The sequence below is a fragment of the Nocardia callitridis genome (assembly GCF_039543305.1).
Lineage (GTDB): Bacteria > Actinomycetota > Actinomycetes > Mycobacteriales > Mycobacteriaceae > Nocardia > Nocardia callitridis.
The window spans coordinates 1,478,876-1,499,399 of record NZ_BAABJM010000001.1; the positions used below are offsets into that span (position 1 = coordinate 1,478,876).

Genomic DNA, 20,524 nt, shown 5'->3' on the forward strand with positions numbered 1-20,524 from the left:
GGCCGATTCCGATCCGGCCGTCCCGCCATCCCACTGGAACCGATCGCCGCATCCACGCGTCCAGTAAGGTAGTCGGGCACGTGCCATAGGTCGTTGGGGGGTAAGTGATGGAAGTCGGACAGTCAGCCGCGAACGCGCTGTACGAACAGGCTGCCGGGGGAACATTCCGGATGGATGCCGATGCCGCCCGTCGCTGCGCTGAGGTCTACACCAGGCTTGTCGACACGACGTTGGAGCCGGAACTTGACCGAGCAACCAACCTCATGGCGCTGAAAGGTTTCGGAGGGTTCGAGTCTGCGATTGCGCTTCAGGGCGGCTTTTCCAACAAGGGGGCGGAGTTGGTGGAAGCTCTGAAGGGAATGATAGAAGCCGCACTGAAGATGGCAGCGGCCTACATGCGGGCCGGGCAGCTGATAGAAGAAGCAGACGCGCTGTCTGCGCAGTCGATAAGGATTGCTACCTCGGAGGTCCCCAAGCAATGATGCCAGCCCGCGCTCTTCTGACTGGACTACTGGCGATCACCCTTGCGGCAGTCGGAGTCGGCTGCTCGGCCAGCGAGGGCGCGCCCCAATCTGGTGAGGATGTGAGTCAGTCCGGTGAAGGCTCAACCGGCACGCAAGCGGCTAGGCCGACGATTACCGATTCGAAGTTGCAGCCCCCACCACAAGACAAGAAGTCCGCGGTCGATAGTGGCCGCCCCCCCATTGTCTTCGACCCTTGCACCTGGGTCAGCAACAGTGCGCTGCAGCGAGCGGGATTCGATCCCTCCTCGCGGCGACGATTAGACGATATAGTCGCCGAATATTCCTTTTTGACCTGCATAGTTACGTCAAAAGACCGCAAGTTGCGAATGAACTCCGGCAATGCGACCTGGGAAGAGAACCTAGCGAAGGTCGGCTCATATAGCCAGCCCACAAACATCAACGGACGCAGTGCATTACAGTTCCGCGATCCAGATGGCCTAGGAAGCTGCGAGATAGACATTCAGACGAAGGTCGGCTTCGTGCAGCTCGCCGTCGACCTCACCCGATTCGCCTCCCCGGAGGCGGACACCTGCGACGACATCCAAAACATCGCCGCGACAATCGAACCGGAAATCGGCAAGGACAACTAACCAGCCCCCACGGGGTACACCCCCCGCAAGTCATCGGGCGCGGCCCCCAGGGTTTGGTAGATCACCAGGACATGGGCGTGGTGGTTTCGGGGTGCGGCCCGCTGGGTGTCCTGGTGATCTTGGTGCTCGGGTTTGGGGTTAGAGGGTGGCGGAGCGTTTTCGTTCGAGGTATTCGTCGGCTAGGGCGTCCGGGAGGTGGGTGGGGGTGGTGGTTATTACCGCTATTGCCTTGTGGCGGAGGGAATCTTGGGCCTGGGCTCGGTCGGTGAGGATGGTTTCGGCGGCGGCCGCGGTGTAGAGGTCGTCTAGGGTTTCTCGGCGGGTGGCGGCCTCGGCGATGTCGGGGTCGGTGACCGAGACGATGAGAACGCGGTGGCGTTGTTGGAGGGCGGGGAGTGCGGGCAGGAGGTTCTCCTCGACGGTGGCGTGGTCGAGGGTGGTGAACCAGACGATCAGGCTGCCTCGGCGAGCGCGCTGGAGGGCGGCGCGCACCATGGCCGCGATGTCGGTGTCGACCAAGGTGGGGGTCAGACCCGCCATGGCGTGCATCAATTTCGTGGGCAGATTCTTTCCGCCGACTCCGCGCATCTCGGCGCGCGGCACGCTGTCGTAGGCGAGTAGGTCGACGGTGTCGCCGCCCGCCGCGGCGAGCGCACCAAGCAGCAGCGCGGCTTCGATGCTCGCGTCGAGCCTGGTGCTCGACCCGACCAAACCCGCACTGGTGCGGCCGGTGTCGAGCAGCATCAGGATGTGCCGGTTGCGTTCCGGGCGCCACGTGCGCACCAGCACATCGGTGGCGCGTGCGGTGGCGCGCCAATCGATCGCGCGGACATCGTCACCGGGGACGTACTCACGAAACGAATCGAATTCGCTGCCCTGGCCGCGACGGTCGGCGACATTGCTGCCCTCGAGGTGTCGCAGCCGCCGCACCTTCGAGCGCAACAGGCGTTCGCTGCGAAACGGCGGCAGGGCGCGCACTCGTGCGGGCACGGTGTGGCGAGTCTGCCTGCCCGCCAACCCGAGTGGGCCCACCATGCGCACGGTGACCGCACCCGCTACCCGATCGCCGCGCACTGTCGGAGTGACGCGGGTGGCCAACCGCGCCGTGGTCTTGGGTGCCAAGCGCAGTCGATGGGTGCGGTTCTCGACACCGGCGCTGTCGGGCCAGTCGTCCCACAGCGTCGCGTGCATCGTCCTGAGACCGGCATTCACCGCGACCAGTTCCACCTCGCCCGTGCGACCGAGCCGAACCGTCGTCAGTTCCGGCCGCGTCAAGGTCAATTCGGCGGCGTCACCCGCGAGCGCGGCGTCGAGGAACCCCGCGATCGCCAACACCAGCGTGGCTACGACAACGGTGAGCCACGAGGGCACCAGTACGGCCACCACCGCTGCCAGCGCCGCGAGCGCGGCGAGCCGACCCGTGACGACCACGCGCTACACCGGGGCCGGGACCGAGGCGAGGATCGAACTCATGACCCCCTCGGACGTCACGCCGTCCAATTCCGCCTCGGGTCGCAACCGCAAACGGTGCCGCAATGTCACCAGCGCCACGGCTTTCACATCGTCCGGTGTGACGAAGACGCGACCGTTCAACCACGCCAGTGCCCGCGCGGCCGCGAGCAGCGCGGTCGCGCCCCTGGTCGAGGCGCCGTGCTGGACGGCGGGGGAATTGCGCGTGGCCCGGCACACGTCGACGGTGTAGGCGAGCACTTCGGAGGCGACGGCCACCCCGCCCACCGCGGTACGAGCCGCGGCGATGTGCGCGGCCCCCGCGACGGGACGCAGCCCGGCGGCGAGCAGATCTCGTGGATCGAAACCCGACGCGTGCCGTTGCAGGACGCGGAATTCTTCCTCGCGGCCTGGGAGATGGATGTCCACCTTGAACAGGAACCGGTCGAGCTGGGCCTCCGGCAGGGGGTAGGTGCCTTCCTGTTCGATCGGGTTCTGGGTGGCCACCACGACGAACGGATCGGGCAGCGACTGCGGTTTGCCGTCGACCGAGACCTGCCGCTCCTCCATCGATTCCAGCAGCGCCGACTGGGTCTTCGGTGGTGTGCGGTTGATCTCGTCGGCGAGCAGCAGATTGGTGAACACCGGTCCTCGGCGGAAGGTGAACTCCGCGGAGTGCGGGTCGTAGACCTGTGAGCCGGTCACATCGCCCGGCATCAGGTCCGGGGTGAACTGCACCCGGCTGTGTTCGAGATCCAGTGCGGTGGCCAGCGCGCGGACCAGCAGTGTTTTCGCGACGCCTGGCACACCCTCCAGCAGCACATGCCCTCGGCACAGCAGCGCGAGAACGAGATACATGACGGCGGTGTCGTTGCCGACGACCGCCTTGCCGATCTCCGCGCGCAGCGCGCCGAACGCGGCCCGAGCCTCTTCGCCGGTGGGTGTCTTGGTCATGTCCGTGGCGTTGGTCATCGGACCTCCGATTCAATCCATTCGAGTTGCGCGGCAACAAGTTCCAGTGTTCGTTCGTCGGGAACCGCGCCGAAGAGAGCATGGCCGACCAGCTGTGGTTCGCCACCGACCCTGCTGGCGATGGCGTCGATGATCTGTTCGTTCGAGGTGTTCGCCTCGACTCCGAGGCGGGCGAAGACGCGCCGTGTCGTAGCCGCACGCAGCTTCTCCGCGATATATCCGTGATCGCCCGCCCGGCGATACATCGCGGCCTGCCCGGCGAGTAGCTCGTTGGCGGGGACCTCGACGGGGCGCGGCTCCGGCACGAATGCGCCGCGTCGGCGGCCGCGCCACCACACCACGAGCACCCCGGCGATCAGAAACTGTAGGCCGCCGAAGAAGATCGGCGCGGGCAGTCGGTCCCACAGCGCGTCGCTGCCGCTTCCCACCGACGGACGTGGTCGTGGCGGCGTGGGCAGATCGTTCGGTGGTGGCGCGGGCGCGTTCGGCGCACCGGTCGATTGCACCACGCCGTAGATCAGCAGCCCGATCAGCGCGCCGATGGCGATGGCTCCCCAAAATCGGGGGTCGCGCAACAGTTTCGGGAGTGCGGGCAGCGTGCGTGTGGTGCGCGAGGACTGTTCGACGGTCGCGGCGTCGAGCGGTTCCTCGACGGGGGGCGGCGCCTCGGTGGAGAACCGGTCGAGGTATTCGAGGGTGCGGTAGTCGTCCTCGGTGGCGTGCCGTCCGCCATAGACGACTTCGTCGAAAACCTGTGCGGTGGAGTGTAATTCCGGTGGATTGTCCAGGGCGGTGGTGACGTCGTCGGCCGTCTCGTTCGCGGTGCGTGAGCGGCGCACCTCCAACATGCCGCGTTGTTCGAGGCCGCGCAGCACGGCGCGAAAACGCTCGCGCAGGGCGCGGTCGAAATCTCGTCGACTCGCCGCGTGTTCGGCAGCCGCGAGATGCTCCTGTGCCGGCCCGAGGCGCGGGGTGGCTGGCGCGCGGTGCGCGTCGAGGTCGTCGGCGTGTTTGTGCTCCTCGCTCACCGCGCGGCTCCTGGCACGCTGATGTCGACGCCCTCGCGGCGGCAGCGTCGATCGATGTACACGACGACCCTGGTCGAGGCCTCGATCACCTCGGCGAACATCGCGATCAGCAGCACCGCGCCGGTGAGCAGCACGATGACCGGCCACCGGTGTGTTCCGGTGAGGTCGGCCAGCAGCCACGGGATCCCGATCAGCGGCACGCACAGCACAAGCAACAGCAGCCGATGGCACAACCAGAGTCCGGTGATCGCCCATTCGGTGCCCGCGACAAGCAGTGTGGAGCGCGCCACCGCCTGCGTGTGCCCCACCGACTCGGCGACAATCACCGGCACCGTGAGAAATCTCTTACTGCGCAACCACCCCAACCAGGCAGTGCCGGGGACGATCGTCACGATCAGCAGGCTCGACACGGTCAGCACCAGCACTCCGACGAGCGTGAACAAGAGTTGGAACACCAACAGCGGCCCGGCATTGGCTACGAACCCGGCCGCCGCGCCACGCCACCCGATCGACGCGCCGTTGACGCCGGCGAGCCCGAACGTGACGGTCGTCGCGCGCAACCAGAATCGCAGTATCCACGCCACCACGACCGTCGAGACGATCGCACCGAGCGCGGTCGCGCCATCCCCGCCGTCGTTCAGGTGCGACACGCCCCCGGTAATCGCGACCACCAGCACCTCACCGGCGACCAGCCCGACGAGCATTCCGCCGAGCAGCACGCGAATATTGGCCTGTATCAGGGCGAACGGGGTGTCGAGGAGTTCACGGAACGACAGTGGACGAACCGGGACCGTCGTTCCAGGCGAACCTGACACCGGACCTTCTCCCGCCCCGACGGCACCGGCCGGGTAGGCGGCTGGTTGCACGCGGCCGAGTCTAACCGGCGGCGTCCGGGTAACAAGCGGCCAACCAGTCCGCAACATCGCCGACGGCTGCCTCCACCGATGGGATCGTGGGCGCGACCCACATCCGCGACGCCGACAGCGGCTGGCCGCAACAGGGCACCGTATCCACCACAGCGTGGCCACCTGGCCACTCGACCGTGCGTCGGCGATCCACCCGCGCGTGTTGTGCCGCGACACCCCACCGGGCGACACCACGGCGTTCTTCGGCGAATGATCGGGCGCAAGGAAGGTGAGGGCGACCCCGCCGCGCAGGCCGCTGTGCCGGAGTCACAGGTGAAGCCCACCGAGCAGCCGACCGTGTCGATCGAAGGCGCTGCCCGCGCCTCCCGCACCTCGTTGTCGTTCGACGAGCTCATGGCAGCGACGCCACCGCCGTATCGGCATCCGACCCGCCACATTCGCACGAACTGGCAGCTCGGCTGTGGATGCTCGGCGCGGCGACCGCGGAGCCGGTGCAGACCTGTGCGGCGACATTGGCAAACAGCGACTTTCGTGCCGGTCGTACACACCGGCACGCGTCGGGTGCGCGCGGACCCGACCGGCTCGAGCCGTTCGAGGCAACCGTGCGACGCGCAGCGGACGGCCGAATCAACTCGGTTGTTCACCGCACGGTGAAGCGTTGCGGCTGTGATCGGCCAACTCGGTCGCGGGGGAGATCCGCTGCGGAAATCGCCGATGATGCTGTGGCGTCGACGTGGCGGAGCTTGTCACTCGTGGGCCGAGGCTTCCCCGCATGCGGTGGTGCGTGCGCTGTCGGTGCCGGGTTGTCGCACGAGGGTCGCTTCGACCGGTCGTGGTCAGGGCTGCTCGACTTCCTCGAGTACTGGTTGCTGGGGGCGGGCCAGTTGGGTCGGGGTCAAGCGTCCGCGCAGGGTCACCGATTCGCCCAGTTCCCACTGTCGCGCCTCGGCGGGGTCGGCGGCGTTCACCGTGTTCCCCGAGGTGAGCAGTAGCGAATCCGCTTTGGCCAGTTCGCACAGCCTGGCAGCCTCGTTGACGGCGTCACCGATCACCGTGAACTCGTAGCGCTGTCGCGCACCGACATTCCCCGCCACCACCCTGCCCTCGGCAACGCCGATCGCGGCGACGAAATCAGCGCCCTCGGTGTCCAGCCGGGCGCGGATCGCGCGTCCGCATGCCAAGGCGGAACCCGCGGCGTCGGGCAATGTCGCGGGCGTCCCGAAGACGGCAAGGGCCGCGTCGCCCTCGAACTTGTTGAGCAGCCCCCCGTGTCGTTCCACCTCGTCGACGACCACGCCGAAGAACCGGTTGAGGATCGCGACGATCTCGGGTGCGGGCAGGGTCGCGGCCATGGTGGTGGAGCCGACGATGTCGATGAACAGCGCGGCCGCGTTCACCTCGACACCACCGAGCACCGATTTACCGGTGAGCGCCGCATCCGCGACCTCGCGCCCGACGTGTCGGCCGAAAAGGTCTCGGATCTCCTCGCGTTCGCGTAGGCCCTCCATCATGCGGTTGAAACCGCTTTGCAGTTCACCGAGTTCGGTGCCGTCGTAGACCGCGAGTTGGAGATCGAGTTCGCCGACCTCCACCTCGCGCATGGCCCTGCGCACATCGTTGATCGGGGCGACGGTCGCCGCGAGGGTCTGTGTCATCAGCAGCAAGCCGAGCAGGAGGGTCGCGCCGCCGAGGGAGAGCACACACACCGCGAGCCGGGCCTTGGTGACGTCGTCCATGCTCAGCGCGAGAATCGCGACCACCATCAAACCCGCGACGGGCACCGCGGAACCGACCAGCCACATCAGCAACGATCGCCCGAAAACACCGATGCCGCTGCGCGAGCGCGACTCCCGGGACGAAAGCACGCGGGAGGTGACCGGTCGCAGCGCGAACTCGATGATCAGGTAGGTGCTCGCGCACACGACGACCGCGCTGAACGCGATCCCGAAGGCCACCTTGGGAATCAGCCCCGGGTCGGCCAGGCCCGCGAGCAAGGTGAGTACGAGCACGCCGCCCGACCACAGCAACGCCTGGATGCGCACCAGTCGCCACGGCACGGCGGCGGCCGCTACCTGCTGCTGCTCGGTGGGCACGGTGTCGGGGTCGATGGCCCAGCGCAGCGCGCGCAGTCCGCGCGCGGTGCCCCACCAGACGCCGATCAGCACCGCGACCGCCGCGTACACGGGCGCGGCGATGGCGTCGATCAGAATCATCTTGTCGCTGAACACCGAAGGGCCAGGCAGCACGAAACCGATCAGCGTGATCGACACGACGACACCGGTGAGGTTGGCCAGCACGATCGGCACGGTCAACAGGAATTGGATGCGTAGTCGTCGGGTGCCCGATGCTTCTTCTTCCCGTCCGAGTAGGCGTGAGCCCCATGGCGCGGCCGCGAGTGGGTCGTCGCTGTGCGGCATGCGGTGTCCGCCCTTCCGGATATGCGTTCAGTGGTGCCGGAGGAACTACAGACGGGCACCCCGAACAAGAACTACCACGCAATGGAGACTGTGACCTGTATAAGGGCGCGTCCGCTTGCTCGAACTCGGCTTCTCCGAACTCGGGGCGCCAATTTCGGTGCGCCACCGAGTCGCCGCGCGGCGACTCCGGTACGAGAGCAGGTCACCGCTTCGGGTTGATCCCCGCCGCTTCCTCCCTTTTCCTTGTGGCCCCAACGCGCTGGCGTTGCGCGTGCTGGTGATCGCGCTCGCCCTGCTGCCGATGGTGCTGCGGCGGCGGCGCGGTGGGCAGACAGCCGCACGCGCGCTACAGCTGCCACGACGGGCTGTCCGGGTTCGCTGGCGCCGCGCGGATGCCGTGATCGGTGCGAGCGCGATCGGATTCGGCACCGGTCACCGCGGTGTTGTCGACGTCGATCGCGGTCGCGAAAGCCGCCGGGTGGGGGAGAAGGTGCGCTAGCGGTTGTTCTGGTCCGAATAGTCGGCGTCCACCACGGTGGTCGCGATGTGTTCGGCGTGGTCGCCGAGCACCTGGGCGTCCACGGTGACCTTGCGGGTGCGGCGCACGGTGAAGGTGATTTCCTCGACCTCCTCGAACGCGTGCCGGGCGGTGCGCAAAGGGTGGGTGGCGGTGTCGATGGCGTTGGCCACGAACGAGGGGACCAGTGGGCGGATGAATCGGGCGGCGGTGTCGGTGAACGGCACGGTCCCGATCAGCGGAAGTTCCAGACCGCCACCGGAATCGGCGCGGGCCGGGGCGACGATCTCGGTGCTGCGCACGGAAGCGGGTAGGTGCGTGGGGGTTTCGTCGTTCGGCATGTGAGCGTCCTTCGTCGGTGTGCCGGACAGTGTCTTCGGGCCGGACGGGCGGGCGCTCGTCGGTGTCGGTTCGTTGACGCCGATCTCGATGCCACCGATGGCCGCGATGATCCTGGTGCGTTGACGTTCGCGCTCGATGGCGTTGTCCGCCTCGATCTCGAGCTTGGTCGCGGTGAGCTGTTTGGCGGCGCGCAGGTTCTCGGCCTCCGTGCGGGTGTGCACGCGTTCGAGTGCGATGGCCGTGTCGGCCTCCCATTCGGCCTGATCGAGCACTCCGCGCGCGGCGGTCTGCCGGTCGAAGGAGGTTTCGCCGCGCCACCACCGCAGCAACAGTGGAAGCAGGGCGAGCGCGATCAGCGCGACGATCACCAGCACGCGCAACGTCAGCGCACCGGAATCCTGAGCGGTGTAGTCGTTCATCGCGCGCCAGCGCGCGCCGAGGCCGCGATCGGCACTGGCGAAACTGCTGGATCGTGCTGTGGTGACGGCGTTCTCGCTGTCGGCGACGCGCTGGTCGAGCGCGGCGACGCGATCCTGCTCGGCGGCCAGGCGTGCGCGGGCGTCGTCGAGCAATTCGTTGGCGGTGCGTGCCTCGGGTCCTGCGCCGGGTACCCCGGTGATCCTGGTCTGCGGGCACTCCGGCGTCGGGTTGTATTCGCAGCGCGCGGTCACCAGCGCGTTGTCGATGTCGGCCTGTGCGGCGTCGATCGAGCGGCCGAGCGCGGCGCGCTCGGTGCGCGCGGTGTCGAGTTCGGTGCGCGCCAGGACGACGGCGGGTGCGGAATCGACCGCGCGCTGGGCCTTTTCCTCGAGTACTCGGTCGATGGAGCCGCCGAACACCACGATCGCCGCGAGTTCGGCGAGTAGCCCGCCCGCGAGCACCGCGACCGATACGCGGGCGAGCAGACCGAGACGGTCGGGTCCACCGTCGGGTCGGGTTGTCGCGATCGCACGGCCGAGGAGCGCGGCGAGCACGGCGGCGAGCACCGCACCGACGACTGTGGTGCGGACGGGCCAGCTGCCGCCCACGGCCATGGCGGTGAAAAGACCGGCCACGAGCGCGAACAACAGCACTGCCGCGCCGGTGACGACATAGCTGGTGCGTTCGTGGCGGTAGGCGACGTCGTCGGCATGGCCTCCGCCGAGCCAGGTGAGCGAGCCGGTGACGGGCAAGGGGAACTCACATCCTCTACGGCCGAGCGTTTTCGGTGCCGGTCTTCGCGGTTGCTGTCGGCATCTACGCTGGTCCTGCGTTTTCGTGGGGCAAAGTTAGTGCGGAAAACGGTGACGGATCGGTGGTCCAAGGGTGACAGGCGTAGCGGCGACACACCGAGCGGCGGCCAGTGTATGTGTCCAGCCTCACAAAGGGGTGGATACCGCATAGAACGGCTCGGTTCGGACCGCATATTCTGGCGCTGTGTGTGATTGCCGTGCGTGTCAGCCGATGACCTCGGCAGATGCGCGCGTGCATGGTGGCGATCGGGACGGCGACAGCTCTCTTGGCTACCTCGGCTGAGGGGGGCGCGGTGCCGCCGCGGGCACCGGATGCCTCGTTGGCGGTGTTGGTCGCACTGCTGGTCGCGCGCCTGGATACGGCCGATGCGGTGGCCGCGGCCAAGTGGTCGTCGGCGCGGCGCGACGGTGTGCGGCCGACAATCGACGACCCGGCGCGCGAAGCCGAGGTCTACGACGCCATGGCGCGGCTCGGGGGTGCCCGTGCGCTCTCCGAGAGTTGGCTTCGGCAGGTGTTTTTCGGTCAGATCGAGGCCAGCAAGGTCGTGCAGCGCGGGCTGATGATGCGGTGGCGGTTCGATCCGGCCCAGGCGCCGACTCGACCGCCGGACCTCGCGGCAGTGCGTCCGATGATCGATCGGGTGAATATCGAGATCGTCGATCAGTTGGCGGCACGGCGGACCGAGTTGGTCGCGGTGGACTGTCGGCAACGGTTGGCGCGCAGCGTATTCGATGCCTTCGCGTCGGGTCGGGTCGATCCGTTGCACCGGGCGGCGTTGGTGCGCGCGGTCGCGACGTTGTGCCCTGTGCGTGGCTGACTTCTCCTCGGTCTCGGCAACTGTGTTCAATCCCACTTGATGAGATTTGCTGGATGTGTGCCGAATGCCATATCAGGCAAAAGAGGCCGGACGGTCGGATCATGTTACGGGCTTGTCACACCACTGTCGTAAACGTCTCATAAGGGCTGCTACCGAGTTAGCCGCCACTGGATGGTTTGCGCGGACCCGGCGGGGGGAAATCCAGGGCGATGCAGGTGGGCGCAGGTAATCGACCGTTTCACCTGGTCGCGGACCGCTCTCGCGCGCCGGTTGTCTCGAGCTGGCATCGAGTGTCATGGCATCGCTTATGCGGTACTCGCTGCTTTACACTGGACAAAGCGAACACGTGGAGGACCGAAAATGAAAAGCCCAGCTAGAACTGTTTATTAGCACAACCTTAGTTGGTTGGGCTCCGGACCTGACTTATCGTTTGCTCTTACGCCGAACACAGAATGGACGGCGTCATCACCGCTCGGGCAGCTCCTAGCCGGTGCTCAGCGCAGCGAGCGGAAACCCGCACGGAGGTATGGACCTGCCAGGGGACTGGCGTTACCTACGGGCACCCACTACGTAACAGAAGCGGGTGGAAACAACTGGAGACGTGACTGCACGCCGAAGACCATCAGCGCGGCTGGTTTCGGAACGTACGGGCGCAGTCTTGTACGGAAGCGTTCGGCGCATTCGACGCCAAGGCCGCATCTCGGCCGTGGCGAATCCATCGATAGCCGACTTTCTTGAAGGCAGAGGCATGACGCAACTTCCTGGCCAAAGGTCACCTGGACCCACCGGTCTCTACGACCCGGCGTACGAACACGATGCCTGCGGTGTCGCGTTCGTCGTCGACATGCACGGCCGCCGCAGCCGCGACATCGTCGACAAGGCTATTACCGCCCTGTTGAACCTGGAGCACCGAGGTGCTGCCGGCGCGGAGCCCAACAGCGGCGACGGTGCGGGAATCCTGATTCAGATTCCCGACCGCTTTTTCCGCGAGGTCGTCGACTTCGAACTGCCTCCGGAAGGCTCGTATGCCTCGGGCATCGCCTTCCTCCCACAGGCGCGCAGGGAAGCCGCGCGCGCTTCCTACGGCGTGGAGAAGATCGTCAAGGAAGAGGGCCTCGTGGTCCTCGGCTGGCGTGAGGTGCCGATCGACGGATCCTCGCTCGGCGCGCTCTCGCGTGACGCGATGCCGACGTTCCGTCAATTGTTCATCGCCTCCCCCGAAGGTTCGGCCGAGCAGCTGTCGGGCATGGACCTCGAGCGCCGCGCCTACGTGGTGCGCAAGCGCATCGAGCACGAGCTCGGCAAGGCGGGCCCCGGCGAAGGCGCTGTCGGCAGGGAATCGGTGTACTTCCCGAGCCTGTCCGGCCAGACCTTCGTCTACAAGGGCATGTTCACCACGCCGCAGCTGCGCGCGTTCTACCTCGACCTGCAGGACAGCAGGGTGGAAAGCGCGCTCGGCATCGTGCACTCGCGCTTCTCCACCAACACCTTCCCGTCCTGGCCGCTGGCGCACCCGTTCCGCCGGGTCGCCCACAACGGCGAGATCAACACCGTCACCGGCAACGAGAACTGGATGCGCGCGCGTGAGGCGCTGCTGCGTTCGGACACCTTCGGTGTCGACTCGGCGGGCAACAATCGGCTCGACAAGATCTTCCCCGTCTGTACGCCGGGGGCGAGCGATACCGCGCGCTTCGACGAGGTGCTGGAACTGCTGCACCTCGGTGGCCGCAGTTTGCCCCACTCGGTGCTGATGATGATTCCCGAAGCCTGGGAACGCAACGCCACCATGGACGCACAGCGGCGCGCGTTCTACCAGTACCACGCGATGATGATGGAACCGTGGGACGGACCGGCCTCGGTCTGCTTCTCCGACGGCAACGTCGTCGGCGCGGTGCTCGACCGCAACGGCCTGCGGCCCAGCCGCATCTGGGTCACCGACGACGGTCTCGTCGTGATGGCCTCCGAGGTCGGCGTGCTCGACATCGACCCGTCCAAGGTGGTCAAGAAGGTCCGTCTGCAACCGGGACGCATGTTCCTGGTCGATACCTCGCAGGGCCGCATCGTCGGCGACGAGGAGCTCAAGTCGCAGCTCGCCGCGGAGCACCCCTACGAGGAGTGGCTCGACGACGGCCTGATCGAGCTCGCCGACCTGCCCGATCGGCCGCACGTGCACATGCCGCACGACCGGGTGCTGATCCGGCAGCAGATCTTCGGATACACCAACGAAGAGTTGAACCTGCTCATCTCGCCGATGGCCAAGACCGGTGGTGAAGCGCTCGGCTCGATGGGCACCGACACCCCGATCGCGGTGCTCTCGGCGCGTCCCCGGCTGCTGTTCGACTACTTCTCGCAGCAATTCGCGCAGGTCACCAACCCGCCGCTGGATGCGATCCGCGAAGAGGTCGTCACCAGCCTTCGGCGCGCGATCGGCCCCGAGGGCGACCTGCTGCACCCCTCGCCCGAGTCGTGCCGCCAGATCACCATCGATCAGCCGATCCTGGACAACGACGAGTTGGCCAAGCTGGTGCACATCAACGACGACGGCTCGCACCAAGGGCTGCGTTCGGTGGTCGTGCGCGGCCTGTACCCGGTCGCCAAGGGCGGCAGGGGTTTACGCGCGGCACTGGAGGCCATCAACACCCAGGTCTCGGCCGCCATCGACGGCGGAGCGCGCATCATCGTGCTGTCCGACCGTGAGTCCAACGAGAAGTTGGCGCCGATTCCCTCGCTGCTGCTGACCTCCTCGGTGCATCATCACCTGGTCAGGGAACGCACCCGCACCATGGTCGGGCTCGTCGTCGAGGCCGGTGACGCCCGCGAGGTGCACCACATGGCGCTGCTGGTCGGTTTCGGCGCGGCCGCGATCAACCCGTACATGGCCTTCGAGACGATCGAGGACATGCTCGAGCGTGGCGCGTTGCAGATGCCCGACAGCACCGGTGACCGAGGTGCGGACTATCGCACGGCCGTGGCCAACTACAACAAGGCCGCGGGCAAGGGCGTGCTCAAGGTGATGTCCAAGATGGGCATCTCCACCCTCGCCTCCTACAACGGCGCGCAGCTCTACCAGGTGATCGGCATCTCGCAGAAGCTTGCCGACGAGTACTTCACCGGCATGCGCTCGCACCTGGACGGCATCGGCCTGGAGGAGCTCGCCGACGACATCGCCGAGCGGCATCGGATCGCCTACCTGGAAAACCGCAACGAGCGCGCGCATCGCGAGCTAGAGGTCGGCGGCGAATACCAGTGGCGGCGCGAGGGTGAATACCACCTGTTCAACCCGGACACCGTGTTCAAGTTGCAGCACGCGACCCGCAGCGGGCAGTACTCGATCTTCAAGGAGTACACCAAGCTGGTCGACGACCAGTCCGAGCGCCTGGCCTCGCTGCGCGGCTTGTTCAAGTTCAAGACCAAGCAGCGCGCCTCGATCCCGATCGACGAGGTCGAGTCCGCCGCGGACATCGTGAAGCGCTTCTCCACGGGCGCGATGAGCTACGGCTCCATCTCGTCGGAGGCGCACGAGAACCTGGCGATCGCGATGAATCGTCTCGGCGGTCGCTCCAACTCCGGTGAGGGCGGCGAGAGCCCGGCCCGTTTCGAGCCGGAGGACAACGGCGACTGGCGCCGCAGTGCGATCAAGCAGGTGGCTTCGGGACGCTTCGGTGTCACCGCGCACTACCTCACCAACTGCACCGATATCCAGATCAAGATGGCTCAGGGTGCCAAGCCGGGCGAGGGCGGTCAGCTGCCAGCGCACAAGGTGTACCCGTGGGTCGCCGAGGTCAGGCACTCGACGCCCGGTGTCGGTTTGATCTCGCCGCCGCCGCACCACGACATCTACTCGATCGAGGATCTCGCCCAGCTGATCCACGATCTGAAGAACGCGAACCCGCAGGCACGCATCCACGTGAAGCTGGTCGCCGAGCCCGGTGTCGGCACGGTCGCCGCCGGTGTGTCCAAGGCGCACGCCGACGTGGTGCTGATCTCCGGCCACGACGGCGGTACCGGCGCCTCGCCGCTCACCTCGCTCAAGCACGCGGGTGGTCCGTGGGAGCTCGGCCTCGCCGAGACCCAGCAGACGCTGCTGCTCAACGGGTTGCGCGACCGGATCGTCGTGCAGGTCGACGGCCAGATGAAGACCGGACGCGACGTAATGATCGCCGCGCTGCTCGGTGCCGAGGAGTACGGTTTCGCGACCGCGCCACTGGTGGTCTCCGGCTGCATCATGATGCGGGTCTGCCACCTCGACACCTGCCCGGTGGGTATCGCCACGCAGAACCCCGTGCTGCGTGAACGTTTCAACGGCAGCCCGGAATTCGTCGAGAACTTCTTCATGTTCATCGCCGAAGAGGTCAGGGAACTGTTGGCGCAGTTGGGTTTCCGCACCCTGGACGAGGCCATCGGCCAGGTGCACCTGCTGGATACCACCAAGGCCAAGCAGCACTGGAAGGCCAGCAAGCTGGACTTGTCGCCGATCCTCGACGACGTCGAGACGGCGTTCATGTTCCAGGATCGGCGCTGCACCAAGACCCAGGACCACGGCTTGGACAAGGCGTTGGATCAGCAGTTGATCGAGCAGAGCCGCGACGCGCTCGAGCGCGGTCAGTCGGTGAAGTTCGATACCAAGATCACCAACGTCAACCGGACCGTCGGCACCATGCTCGGCCACGAGGTGACCAAGCTCTACGGTGGCGCGGGTCTGCCCGACGAGACGATCGACATCACCTTCACCGGTTCGGCGGGCAACAGCTTCGGCGCGTTCGTGCCAGCCGGTATCACCCTGCGTGTGCAGGGTGACGCGAACGACTATGTCGGCAAGGGACTTTCGGGTGGGCACCTGGTGGTGCGCCCGTCGCTCAACGCCCCGGCGGAGTTCAAGGCCGAAGAGAACATCATCGCGGGCAACGTGATCCTGTTCGGTGCCACCAGCGGCGAGGTGTTCATCAGCGGTGTGGTCGGCGAACGGTTCGCCGTACGCAACTCCGGTGCTACCGCTGTCGTCGAAGGCGTCGGCGACCACGCCTGCGAGTACATGACCGGCGGCAAGGTGGTCATTCTCGGCGAGACCGGGCGCAATTTCGGCGCCGGTATGTCGGGTGGCCTCGCGTTCGTCTACGACCCGGACGACACCTTCACCGCGCTACTCAACCCCGAGCAGGCCGGTTCTGTCGAGCAGCTCTCCGGTGACGATTTCACCTGGCTGCGCGATGTGATCGCCCAGCACAGGGAGCAAACCGGTTCGGCGGTCGCCGAACGCATTCTCGGCGACTGGTCGCAGCAGGTGAACCATTTCGTCAAGGTCATGCCGCGCGAATACAAGAAGGTTTTGCTCGCCATTTCCGAGGCGGAGAAGAGCGGCAAAGACGTCGACGAAGCGATTATGGAGGCCGCTCGTGGCTGACCCCAAGGGATTTCTGAAGCACACCTCGCGGGAATTGCCCAAGCGCAGGCCGGTACCGCTGCGTCTGATGGACTGGAAAGAGGTCTACGAAGAGGGATTCGAGCACGGCACACTGCAACGTCAGGCCAGCAGGTGCATGGACTGCGGAATCCCCTTCTGCCACAACGGCTGCCCGCTGGGCAATCTCATTCCCGAGTGGAACGACCTGGTCTACAAGGGGCAGTGGCGCGAGGGCATCGATCGTCTGCACGCCACCAACAACTTCCCGGAATTCACCGGTCGGTTGTGCCCGGCGCCGTGTGAGGCGTCGTGTGTGCTCGGGATCAATCAGGATCCGGTCACCATCAAGCAGGTCGAGGTCGAACTCATCGAGAACGCCTTCGACGAGGGCTGGGTGACCCCGGTGTACCCGACTCGCCTGACCGGCAAGAAGGTCGCCGTGATCGGTTCCGGTCCCGCCGGACTGGCCACCGCCCAGCAGTTGACGCGCGCGGGCCACACCGTGACGGTGTTCGAGCGCGCAGATCGCATCGGCGGCCTCCTGCGCTACGGCATCCCGGAATTCAAGATGGAGAAGCGCTTCATCGATCGCCGTCTCGCGCAGATGGAGGCCGAGGGCACCATCTTCAAGACCGGCGTGAACGTGGGCGTCGACATCACCGCCGAGCAGCTGCGTGAGGATTTCGACTCGGTCGTGCTCGCCGGTGGCGCGACGCTCGCGCGTGACCTGCCGATTCCCGGTCGCGATCTGGTGGGAATCCATCAGGCGATGGAGTTCCTGCCCTGGTCCAACCGGGTGCAGCTCGGTGACGACGTCACCGACTCCGATGGCCTGCCGCCGATCCACGCCAAGGACAAGAAGGTAGTCATCATCGGCGGTGGCGACACCGGCGCCGACTGCCTCGGCACCTCGCATCGGCAAGGCGCGGAAGTCATCCATCAGTTCGAGATCATGCCGCGCCCGCCCGAAGAGCGCGCCGATTCCACTCCGTGGCCGACCTATCCGCTGGTGTACCGGGTGTCCTCGGCGCACGAAGAGGGTGGCGAGCGGGTGTTCTCGGTGAACACCGAGCGTTTCATCGGCAGGACCGACGAGCAGGGCCGCGAGGTCGTCGCCGGACTGGAAGCGCACGAGGTGAAGATGGTCAACGGCCGCTTCGAGAAGGTCGAGGGCACCGAGTTCACGCTGGAGGCCGACCTCGTGCTGTTGGCGATGGGCTTCACCGGTCCTGAGAAGCGTGGCCTGCTGGAGGATCTCGGTGTCGGCTACGACCAGCGCGGGAATGTGCAGCGCAACAAGGAATTCAGCACCAACGTTCCCGGCGTTTTCGTCGCGGGCGACATGGGCCGCGGCCAGTCGCTGATCGTGTGGGCGATTTCCGAAGGGCGTGCCGCCGCGTCGGCGGTGGACAAGTACCTGGAGGGTGAGACCGCGCTGCCGGTGCCGATCGCGCCCACCACCGCACCGCAGCGCTGATTCGCCGGCGCCGGTTCGGCTGGTATCGGTCGGCTCGGCGCTGTGCCGAATCTCCTTACAGGAGCGTCGAACCTCCTTACGGGGCGTCGAATCTCCTTACGGGAGCGCGGAAACGCTCGTGGACACCGTCCACGAGCGTTTCGCATTTCGGTCCTGCGGAAATCGCGCAATCCTGGGTGTTCGAATAGCGCTCGCGCCGCTGTGGCCTTATTGTGATCAGCGGCGTCTGCTGATTGTCGGCAGGTGGGGTTGTGTGTGGTCGAGTCGGGTCGACCAGCGTTGTTCACTGTGTGTGCACCGCAACGACATCCGCCGGAGTCAGCATCAATGCGCGGAGTTGTCGCGGGTGCCCCCACGAGGGGCCACGGGTGGACTGGAGCAGTATGCAGGTGAAAAAGGTTGTCGCGGCGATCGGTGCGTCCGCGACCGTATTATCGGGCATGGTGTTCGGCGCCGGTTCCGCCGCGGCGGACCCCGGCTGCCCAAGCCTCTATGTGGTCGCGGTCCCCGGCACCTGGGAAACCGGCCACGACAAGACCCCGGAACCCGGCATGCTCGCCGGTGTTACCAGGGGACTACCGAGTTCCACCGAAGTCGACTACGTCACCTACTCCGCCACGGCCTTCCCGTGGGAAGGTGACGTTTACGGCAATTCGAAGAAGGAAGCCACCGACAACGCGCGCGGTCTGGTGGGCGCGATGGCGCAGCGCTGCGGTGCCACCAAGATCGCACTGGTCGGTTACAGCCAAGGTGCCGATGCCGCAGGCGATCTCGCCGCCGAGATCGGCACCGGCCTCGGCGTGGTGTCGCCGGATCGGATCGCCGGAGTCGGCCTCATCTCCGATCCGCGTCGTTCGCCCACCGACATTCAGGTCGGCCCGGTCGCGCCGGGCGCGGGCGCGGGTGGCGCTCGGGTCGGCGGGTTCGGCTGGGTCAGCGATCGCACCCGCACGATCTGCGCGGTCGACGATCTCTATTGCGCGACGGCGGGCGACGATTTCGTCACCAGGTTCGCCGGGTTCCTCGCGCAGGCTTCCGAGGCCAACCCCGCCAATATGTGGCGCTACCAGATCGAGATGAACAACATCGTCACCGACCTGATGGCCAATGGCGGAATCCCGTTGTTGCAGGGGCAGTTGAGCGAATCCGCGAATCAGCAGCGCGCTGAGGACCTGGAGGCGTTCTATCAGTCGCAGGCGCACACCCTGTACGGCAGCTACGGCGTCGGCGGCGGTCAGACAGCGATCTCCTGGATGCACAACTGGATCGCCGGCATGGCCTGATCGCTTCGGCATCGATCGAACGAGGCCCACTTCCGTTTCGGGAGGTGGGCCTCGTTCGTCGGCCGGGCCGTTCGGTCAGCCCGCCGAGCCGGTGGCGGGTGCGGGGATGCCGGGGATCGGCCCGGGGAAGGGATTGTTGTCCGGCGCATCGGGGCGGTGGTGCTCGCCGCGTCGGCCGTCGTGCTCGTGGTGCTCACGGTCGGGCCACTGCCCGTCGGGTCCCGGCTGCGCGATGTCGGCGGCGTTCGTCTCGGTGGCCACCTGAGCGCTGGAATCGGTGCTCGGTGTCTGCGCCGACGCGGTAGCCGCCAGCGTGCCGATCGGTGCGGCGATCAGCGCGCCGGTGACGGCCACCTGAACCATGCGGCGGCGAATCGGTGTCTTGCGGGAAGTCGAGGTTCGCAAAACGAGGTCCTTTCGTGGGAGCTGGTGGCCGCGGCAGCGGCTCACCAGACCCATCAAAGGCGCGAGCACTGAGACCGTGGTGCGACGACGCTGGCAATCGCCTGTGAGCGCGACGCCCGCTCCGACCAGCTCTGTTCGTGTCCACGCCGGTGCGACGACGACGTTGCCCGCGACAGCACACAGTACTGGGACCTCGGCGAAGACGTTGCCCGATGCCGAGGACCTCAGAGGACGGGAACCGTGCTGGAAACGTTGCGCGGCAACAGGTCCCACACATGCCCGTTCTCGTTCACCGTCGCCGCAGTCCGACGACCGGTGCGGGAGAACAGAATTCGGGTAATCGAACAGTAGTCGATCGGAAAGCTCAGCGGACGTTCCAGATCGAGCACCTTCTGGAGCAGCACATTGATCACGCCGCCGTGCGCGAACACGACCACCGAGTCGTTGGGTTCGGTGGAGGCGGCGACCTCGGTGACGGCGTCCATCACCCTGCGGGTGAAGGCACGCCCGTCCACCTCGGCCGGGAAATGCCCGGACTTGATCTGCTCGTAGGCATCGCGAAACTCGGTCTTCGCGAACTCGATCGGAATGTATGTGGTGTGCTCGCGGTCGTATTCGGCCAGGTCATCCACCACGTCCACGGGTAATCCGAGCGCATCGGCCGTCGGCTGTGCTGTCTGCAACGCTCGTAGCTGCGGGCTGCTCACCACTCGGCCGATCGGGTGCTGACGCAGCGCTGCGGGCACCCTGGCGGCCTGCTCGACCCCGACCTCGGCGAGCCCGGGATCGGCGGGACCGTCGGTGTTGTGGACGCGAAGCGGTTGGGCATGACGTACGAGGATCAACTGCACGTCGACCACTCTGCCGCATCCCGACCGGTTCGGTGCTACTTCTTTCGCTTGACCAGGAAGTAGATGCCCGCGACGATCAGCGCGACGACCAGCAGGCAGCACACGCCACCGAGGATGAACAAGCCGCCGCCGCGACGGCGTCCCTTGCCCCTTCTTCTGGCCTCGGTTTCCAGCACCGAAGCCAATGTGTCCTGGTTGAGCGCCCCACCCTGCTGCGTGAACACCGGACTGTCGGCGAATACCGTGTGCGACAACATCGCGGCGTGGTCCGAAAACAGCGTCGGATTGAGCGCAGCGTGGCTCAACAAGTCCAGATACATGAGTGACCCCTCTCGATACGTGGCATCCTCCC

16 protein-coding genes are annotated in these 20,524 nt (G+C 66.6%); 7 read left to right on the forward strand and 9 right to left on the reverse strand.

The genetic code is table 11. The features are described from left to right. Positions 1-107: 107 nt before the first annotated feature. Both ABEA50_RS06285 and ABEA50_RS06290 read left to right on the forward strand, forming a co-directional pair. On the forward strand, positions 108-482 hold the full coding sequence (locus ABEA50_RS06285; RefSeq protein ID WP_345494075.1) for a hypothetical protein: 375 nt from the start codon (positions 108-110) through the stop codon (positions 480-482). Next, complete coding sequence (locus ABEA50_RS06290; protein WP_345494682.1) at positions 482-1,114, forward strand: DUF3558 domain-containing protein; 633 nt, start codon at positions 482-484, stop codon at positions 1,112-1,114. The genes ABEA50_RS06285 and ABEA50_RS06290 overlap by 1 nt, the downstream gene beginning before the upstream one ends. A gap of 138 nt (positions 1,115-1,252) precedes the next feature. Here the strand turns inward: ABEA50_RS06290 and ABEA50_RS06295 are convergent, their stop codons facing one another. The 5 genes from ABEA50_RS06295 to ABEA50_RS06315 form a co-directional block, all read right to left on the reverse strand. Continuing rightward, entirely contained in the window at positions 1,253-2,545 is a 1,293-nt protein-coding gene (locus ABEA50_RS06295; RefSeq protein WP_345494076.1) for a DUF58 domain-containing protein, read from the reverse strand. A gap of 3 nt (positions 2,546-2,548) precedes the next feature. Continuing rightward, positions 2,549-3,535 carry an AAA family ATPase gene (locus tag ABEA50_RS06300; protein WP_345494077.1) on the reverse strand — a complete coding sequence of 329 codons (987 nt, stop codon included), beginning with the start codon at positions 3,533-3,535 and terminating at the stop codon, positions 2,549-2,551. Next, entirely contained in the window at positions 3,532-4,563 is a 1,032-nt protein-coding gene (locus tag ABEA50_RS06305) for a DUF4129 domain-containing protein (RefSeq protein ID WP_345494078.1), read from the reverse strand. The genes ABEA50_RS06300 and ABEA50_RS06305 overlap by 4 nt, the downstream gene beginning before the upstream one ends. Further along, the gene (locus ABEA50_RS06310) at positions 4,560-5,429 is read right to left on the reverse strand and encodes a hypothetical protein (protein WP_345494079.1); all 870 of its coding nucleotides are present in this window, start codon (positions 5,427-5,429) and stop codon (positions 4,560-4,562) included. Before ABEA50_RS06310 ends, ABEA50_RS06305 begins: the two co-directional genes overlap by 4 nt. A gap of 836 nt (positions 5,430-6,265) precedes the next feature. Beyond that, positions 6,266-7,846 (reverse strand): adenylate/guanylate cyclase domain-containing protein, encoded by a 1,581-nt coding sequence (locus tag ABEA50_RS06315; protein WP_345494080.1) that lies wholly within the window; start codon positions 7,844-7,846, stop codon positions 6,266-6,268. 265 nt (positions 7,847-8,111) lie between these two features. Here ABEA50_RS06315 and ABEA50_RS06320 point away from each other — a divergent pair, with 265 nt between their 5' ends. Next, positions 8,112-8,345, forward strand: coding sequence for a hypothetical protein (locus ABEA50_RS06320; protein WP_345494081.1), 234 nt, complete (start codon positions 8,112-8,114; stop codon positions 8,343-8,345). On the opposite strand, the gene ABEA50_RS06325 is transcribed toward ABEA50_RS06320, so the two are convergent. Continuing rightward, positions 8,342-9,877 carry a DUF4407 domain-containing protein gene (locus ABEA50_RS06325; RefSeq protein WP_345494082.1) on the reverse strand — a complete coding sequence of 512 codons (1,536 nt, stop codon included), beginning with the start codon at positions 9,875-9,877 and terminating at the stop codon, positions 8,342-8,344. The two genes, ABEA50_RS06320 and ABEA50_RS06325, sit on opposite strands and share 4 nt — an antisense overlap. A gap of 353 nt (positions 9,878-10,230) precedes the next feature. Between ABEA50_RS06325 and ABEA50_RS06330 the strand changes: the two genes are divergently transcribed. The 4 genes from ABEA50_RS06330 (at position 10,231) to ABEA50_RS06345 (ending at position 18,916) form a co-directional block, all read left to right on the forward strand. Beyond that, the gene (locus ABEA50_RS06330; protein WP_345494083.1) at positions 10,231-10,755 is read left to right on the forward strand and encodes a chorismate mutase; all 525 of its coding nucleotides are present in this window, start codon (positions 10,231-10,233) and stop codon (positions 10,753-10,755) included. A gap of 748 nt (positions 10,756-11,503) precedes the next feature. Next, on the forward strand, positions 11,504-16,156 hold the full coding sequence (gene gltB, locus ABEA50_RS06335; RefSeq protein ID WP_345494084.1) for a glutamate synthase large subunit: 4,653 nt from the start codon (positions 11,504-11,506) through the stop codon (positions 16,154-16,156). Continuing rightward, entirely contained in the window at positions 16,149-17,633 is a 1,485-nt protein-coding gene (locus tag ABEA50_RS06340; protein WP_345494085.1) for a glutamate synthase subunit beta, read from the forward strand. Before gltB ends, ABEA50_RS06340 begins: the two co-directional genes overlap by 8 nt. A gap of 383 nt (positions 17,634-18,016) precedes the next feature. Further along, positions 18,017-18,916: a cutinase family protein gene (locus ABEA50_RS06345; RefSeq protein WP_345494683.1), complete on the forward strand. Its 900-nt coding sequence runs from the start codon at positions 18,017-18,019 to the stop codon at positions 18,914-18,916. Between the two features lie 75 nt (positions 18,917-18,991). Here ABEA50_RS06345 and ABEA50_RS06350 read toward each other — a convergent pair whose 3' ends face one another. The 3 genes from ABEA50_RS06350 to ABEA50_RS06360 form a co-directional block, all read right to left on the reverse strand. After that, entirely contained in the window at positions 18,992-19,321 is a 330-nt protein-coding gene (locus ABEA50_RS06350; RefSeq protein WP_345494086.1) for a hypothetical protein, read from the reverse strand. A 224-nt stretch (positions 19,322-19,545) separates the two neighbouring features. Next, the gene (locus ABEA50_RS06355) at positions 19,546-20,172 is read right to left on the reverse strand and encodes a histidine phosphatase family protein (RefSeq protein ID WP_345494087.1); all 627 of its coding nucleotides are present in this window, start codon (positions 20,170-20,172) and stop codon (positions 19,546-19,548) included. A gap of 35 nt (positions 20,173-20,207) precedes the next feature. Continuing rightward, entirely contained in the window at positions 20,208-20,492 is a 285-nt protein-coding gene (locus ABEA50_RS06360) for a hypothetical protein (protein ID WP_345494088.1), read from the reverse strand. Positions 20,493-20,524 lie beyond the last annotated feature (32 nt).

Excerpts from the sequence above, each read along its gene's own strand:
- ABEA50_RS06285 (WP_345494075.1), top strand. The coding sequence starts at position 108 with ATGGAAGTCGGACAGTCAGCCGCGAACGCGCTGTACGAACAGGCTGCC.
- gltB (WP_345494084.1), top strand. The coding sequence starts at position 11,504 with ATGACGCAACTTCCTGGCCAAAGGTCACCTGGACCCACCGGTCTCTAC.
- ABEA50_RS06315 (WP_345494080.1), bottom strand. The coding sequence starts at position 7,846 with ATGCCGCACAGCGACGACCCACTCGCGGCCGCGCCATGGGGCTCACGC.
- ABEA50_RS06360 (WP_345494088.1), bottom strand. The coding sequence starts at position 20,492 with ATGTATCTGGACTTGTTGAGCCACGCTGCGCTCAATCCGACGCTGTTT.
- ABEA50_RS06345 (WP_345494683.1), top strand. The coding sequence starts at position 18,017 with ATGCAGGTGAAAAAGGTTGTCGCGGCGATCGGTGCGTCCGCGACCGTA.
- ABEA50_RS06300 (WP_345494077.1), bottom strand. The coding sequence starts at position 3,535 with ATGACCAACGCCACGGACATGACCAAGACACCCACCGGCGAAGAGGCT.
- ABEA50_RS06290 (WP_345494682.1), top strand. The coding sequence starts at position 482 with ATGCCAGCCCGCGCTCTTCTGACTGGACTACTGGCGATCACCCTTGCG.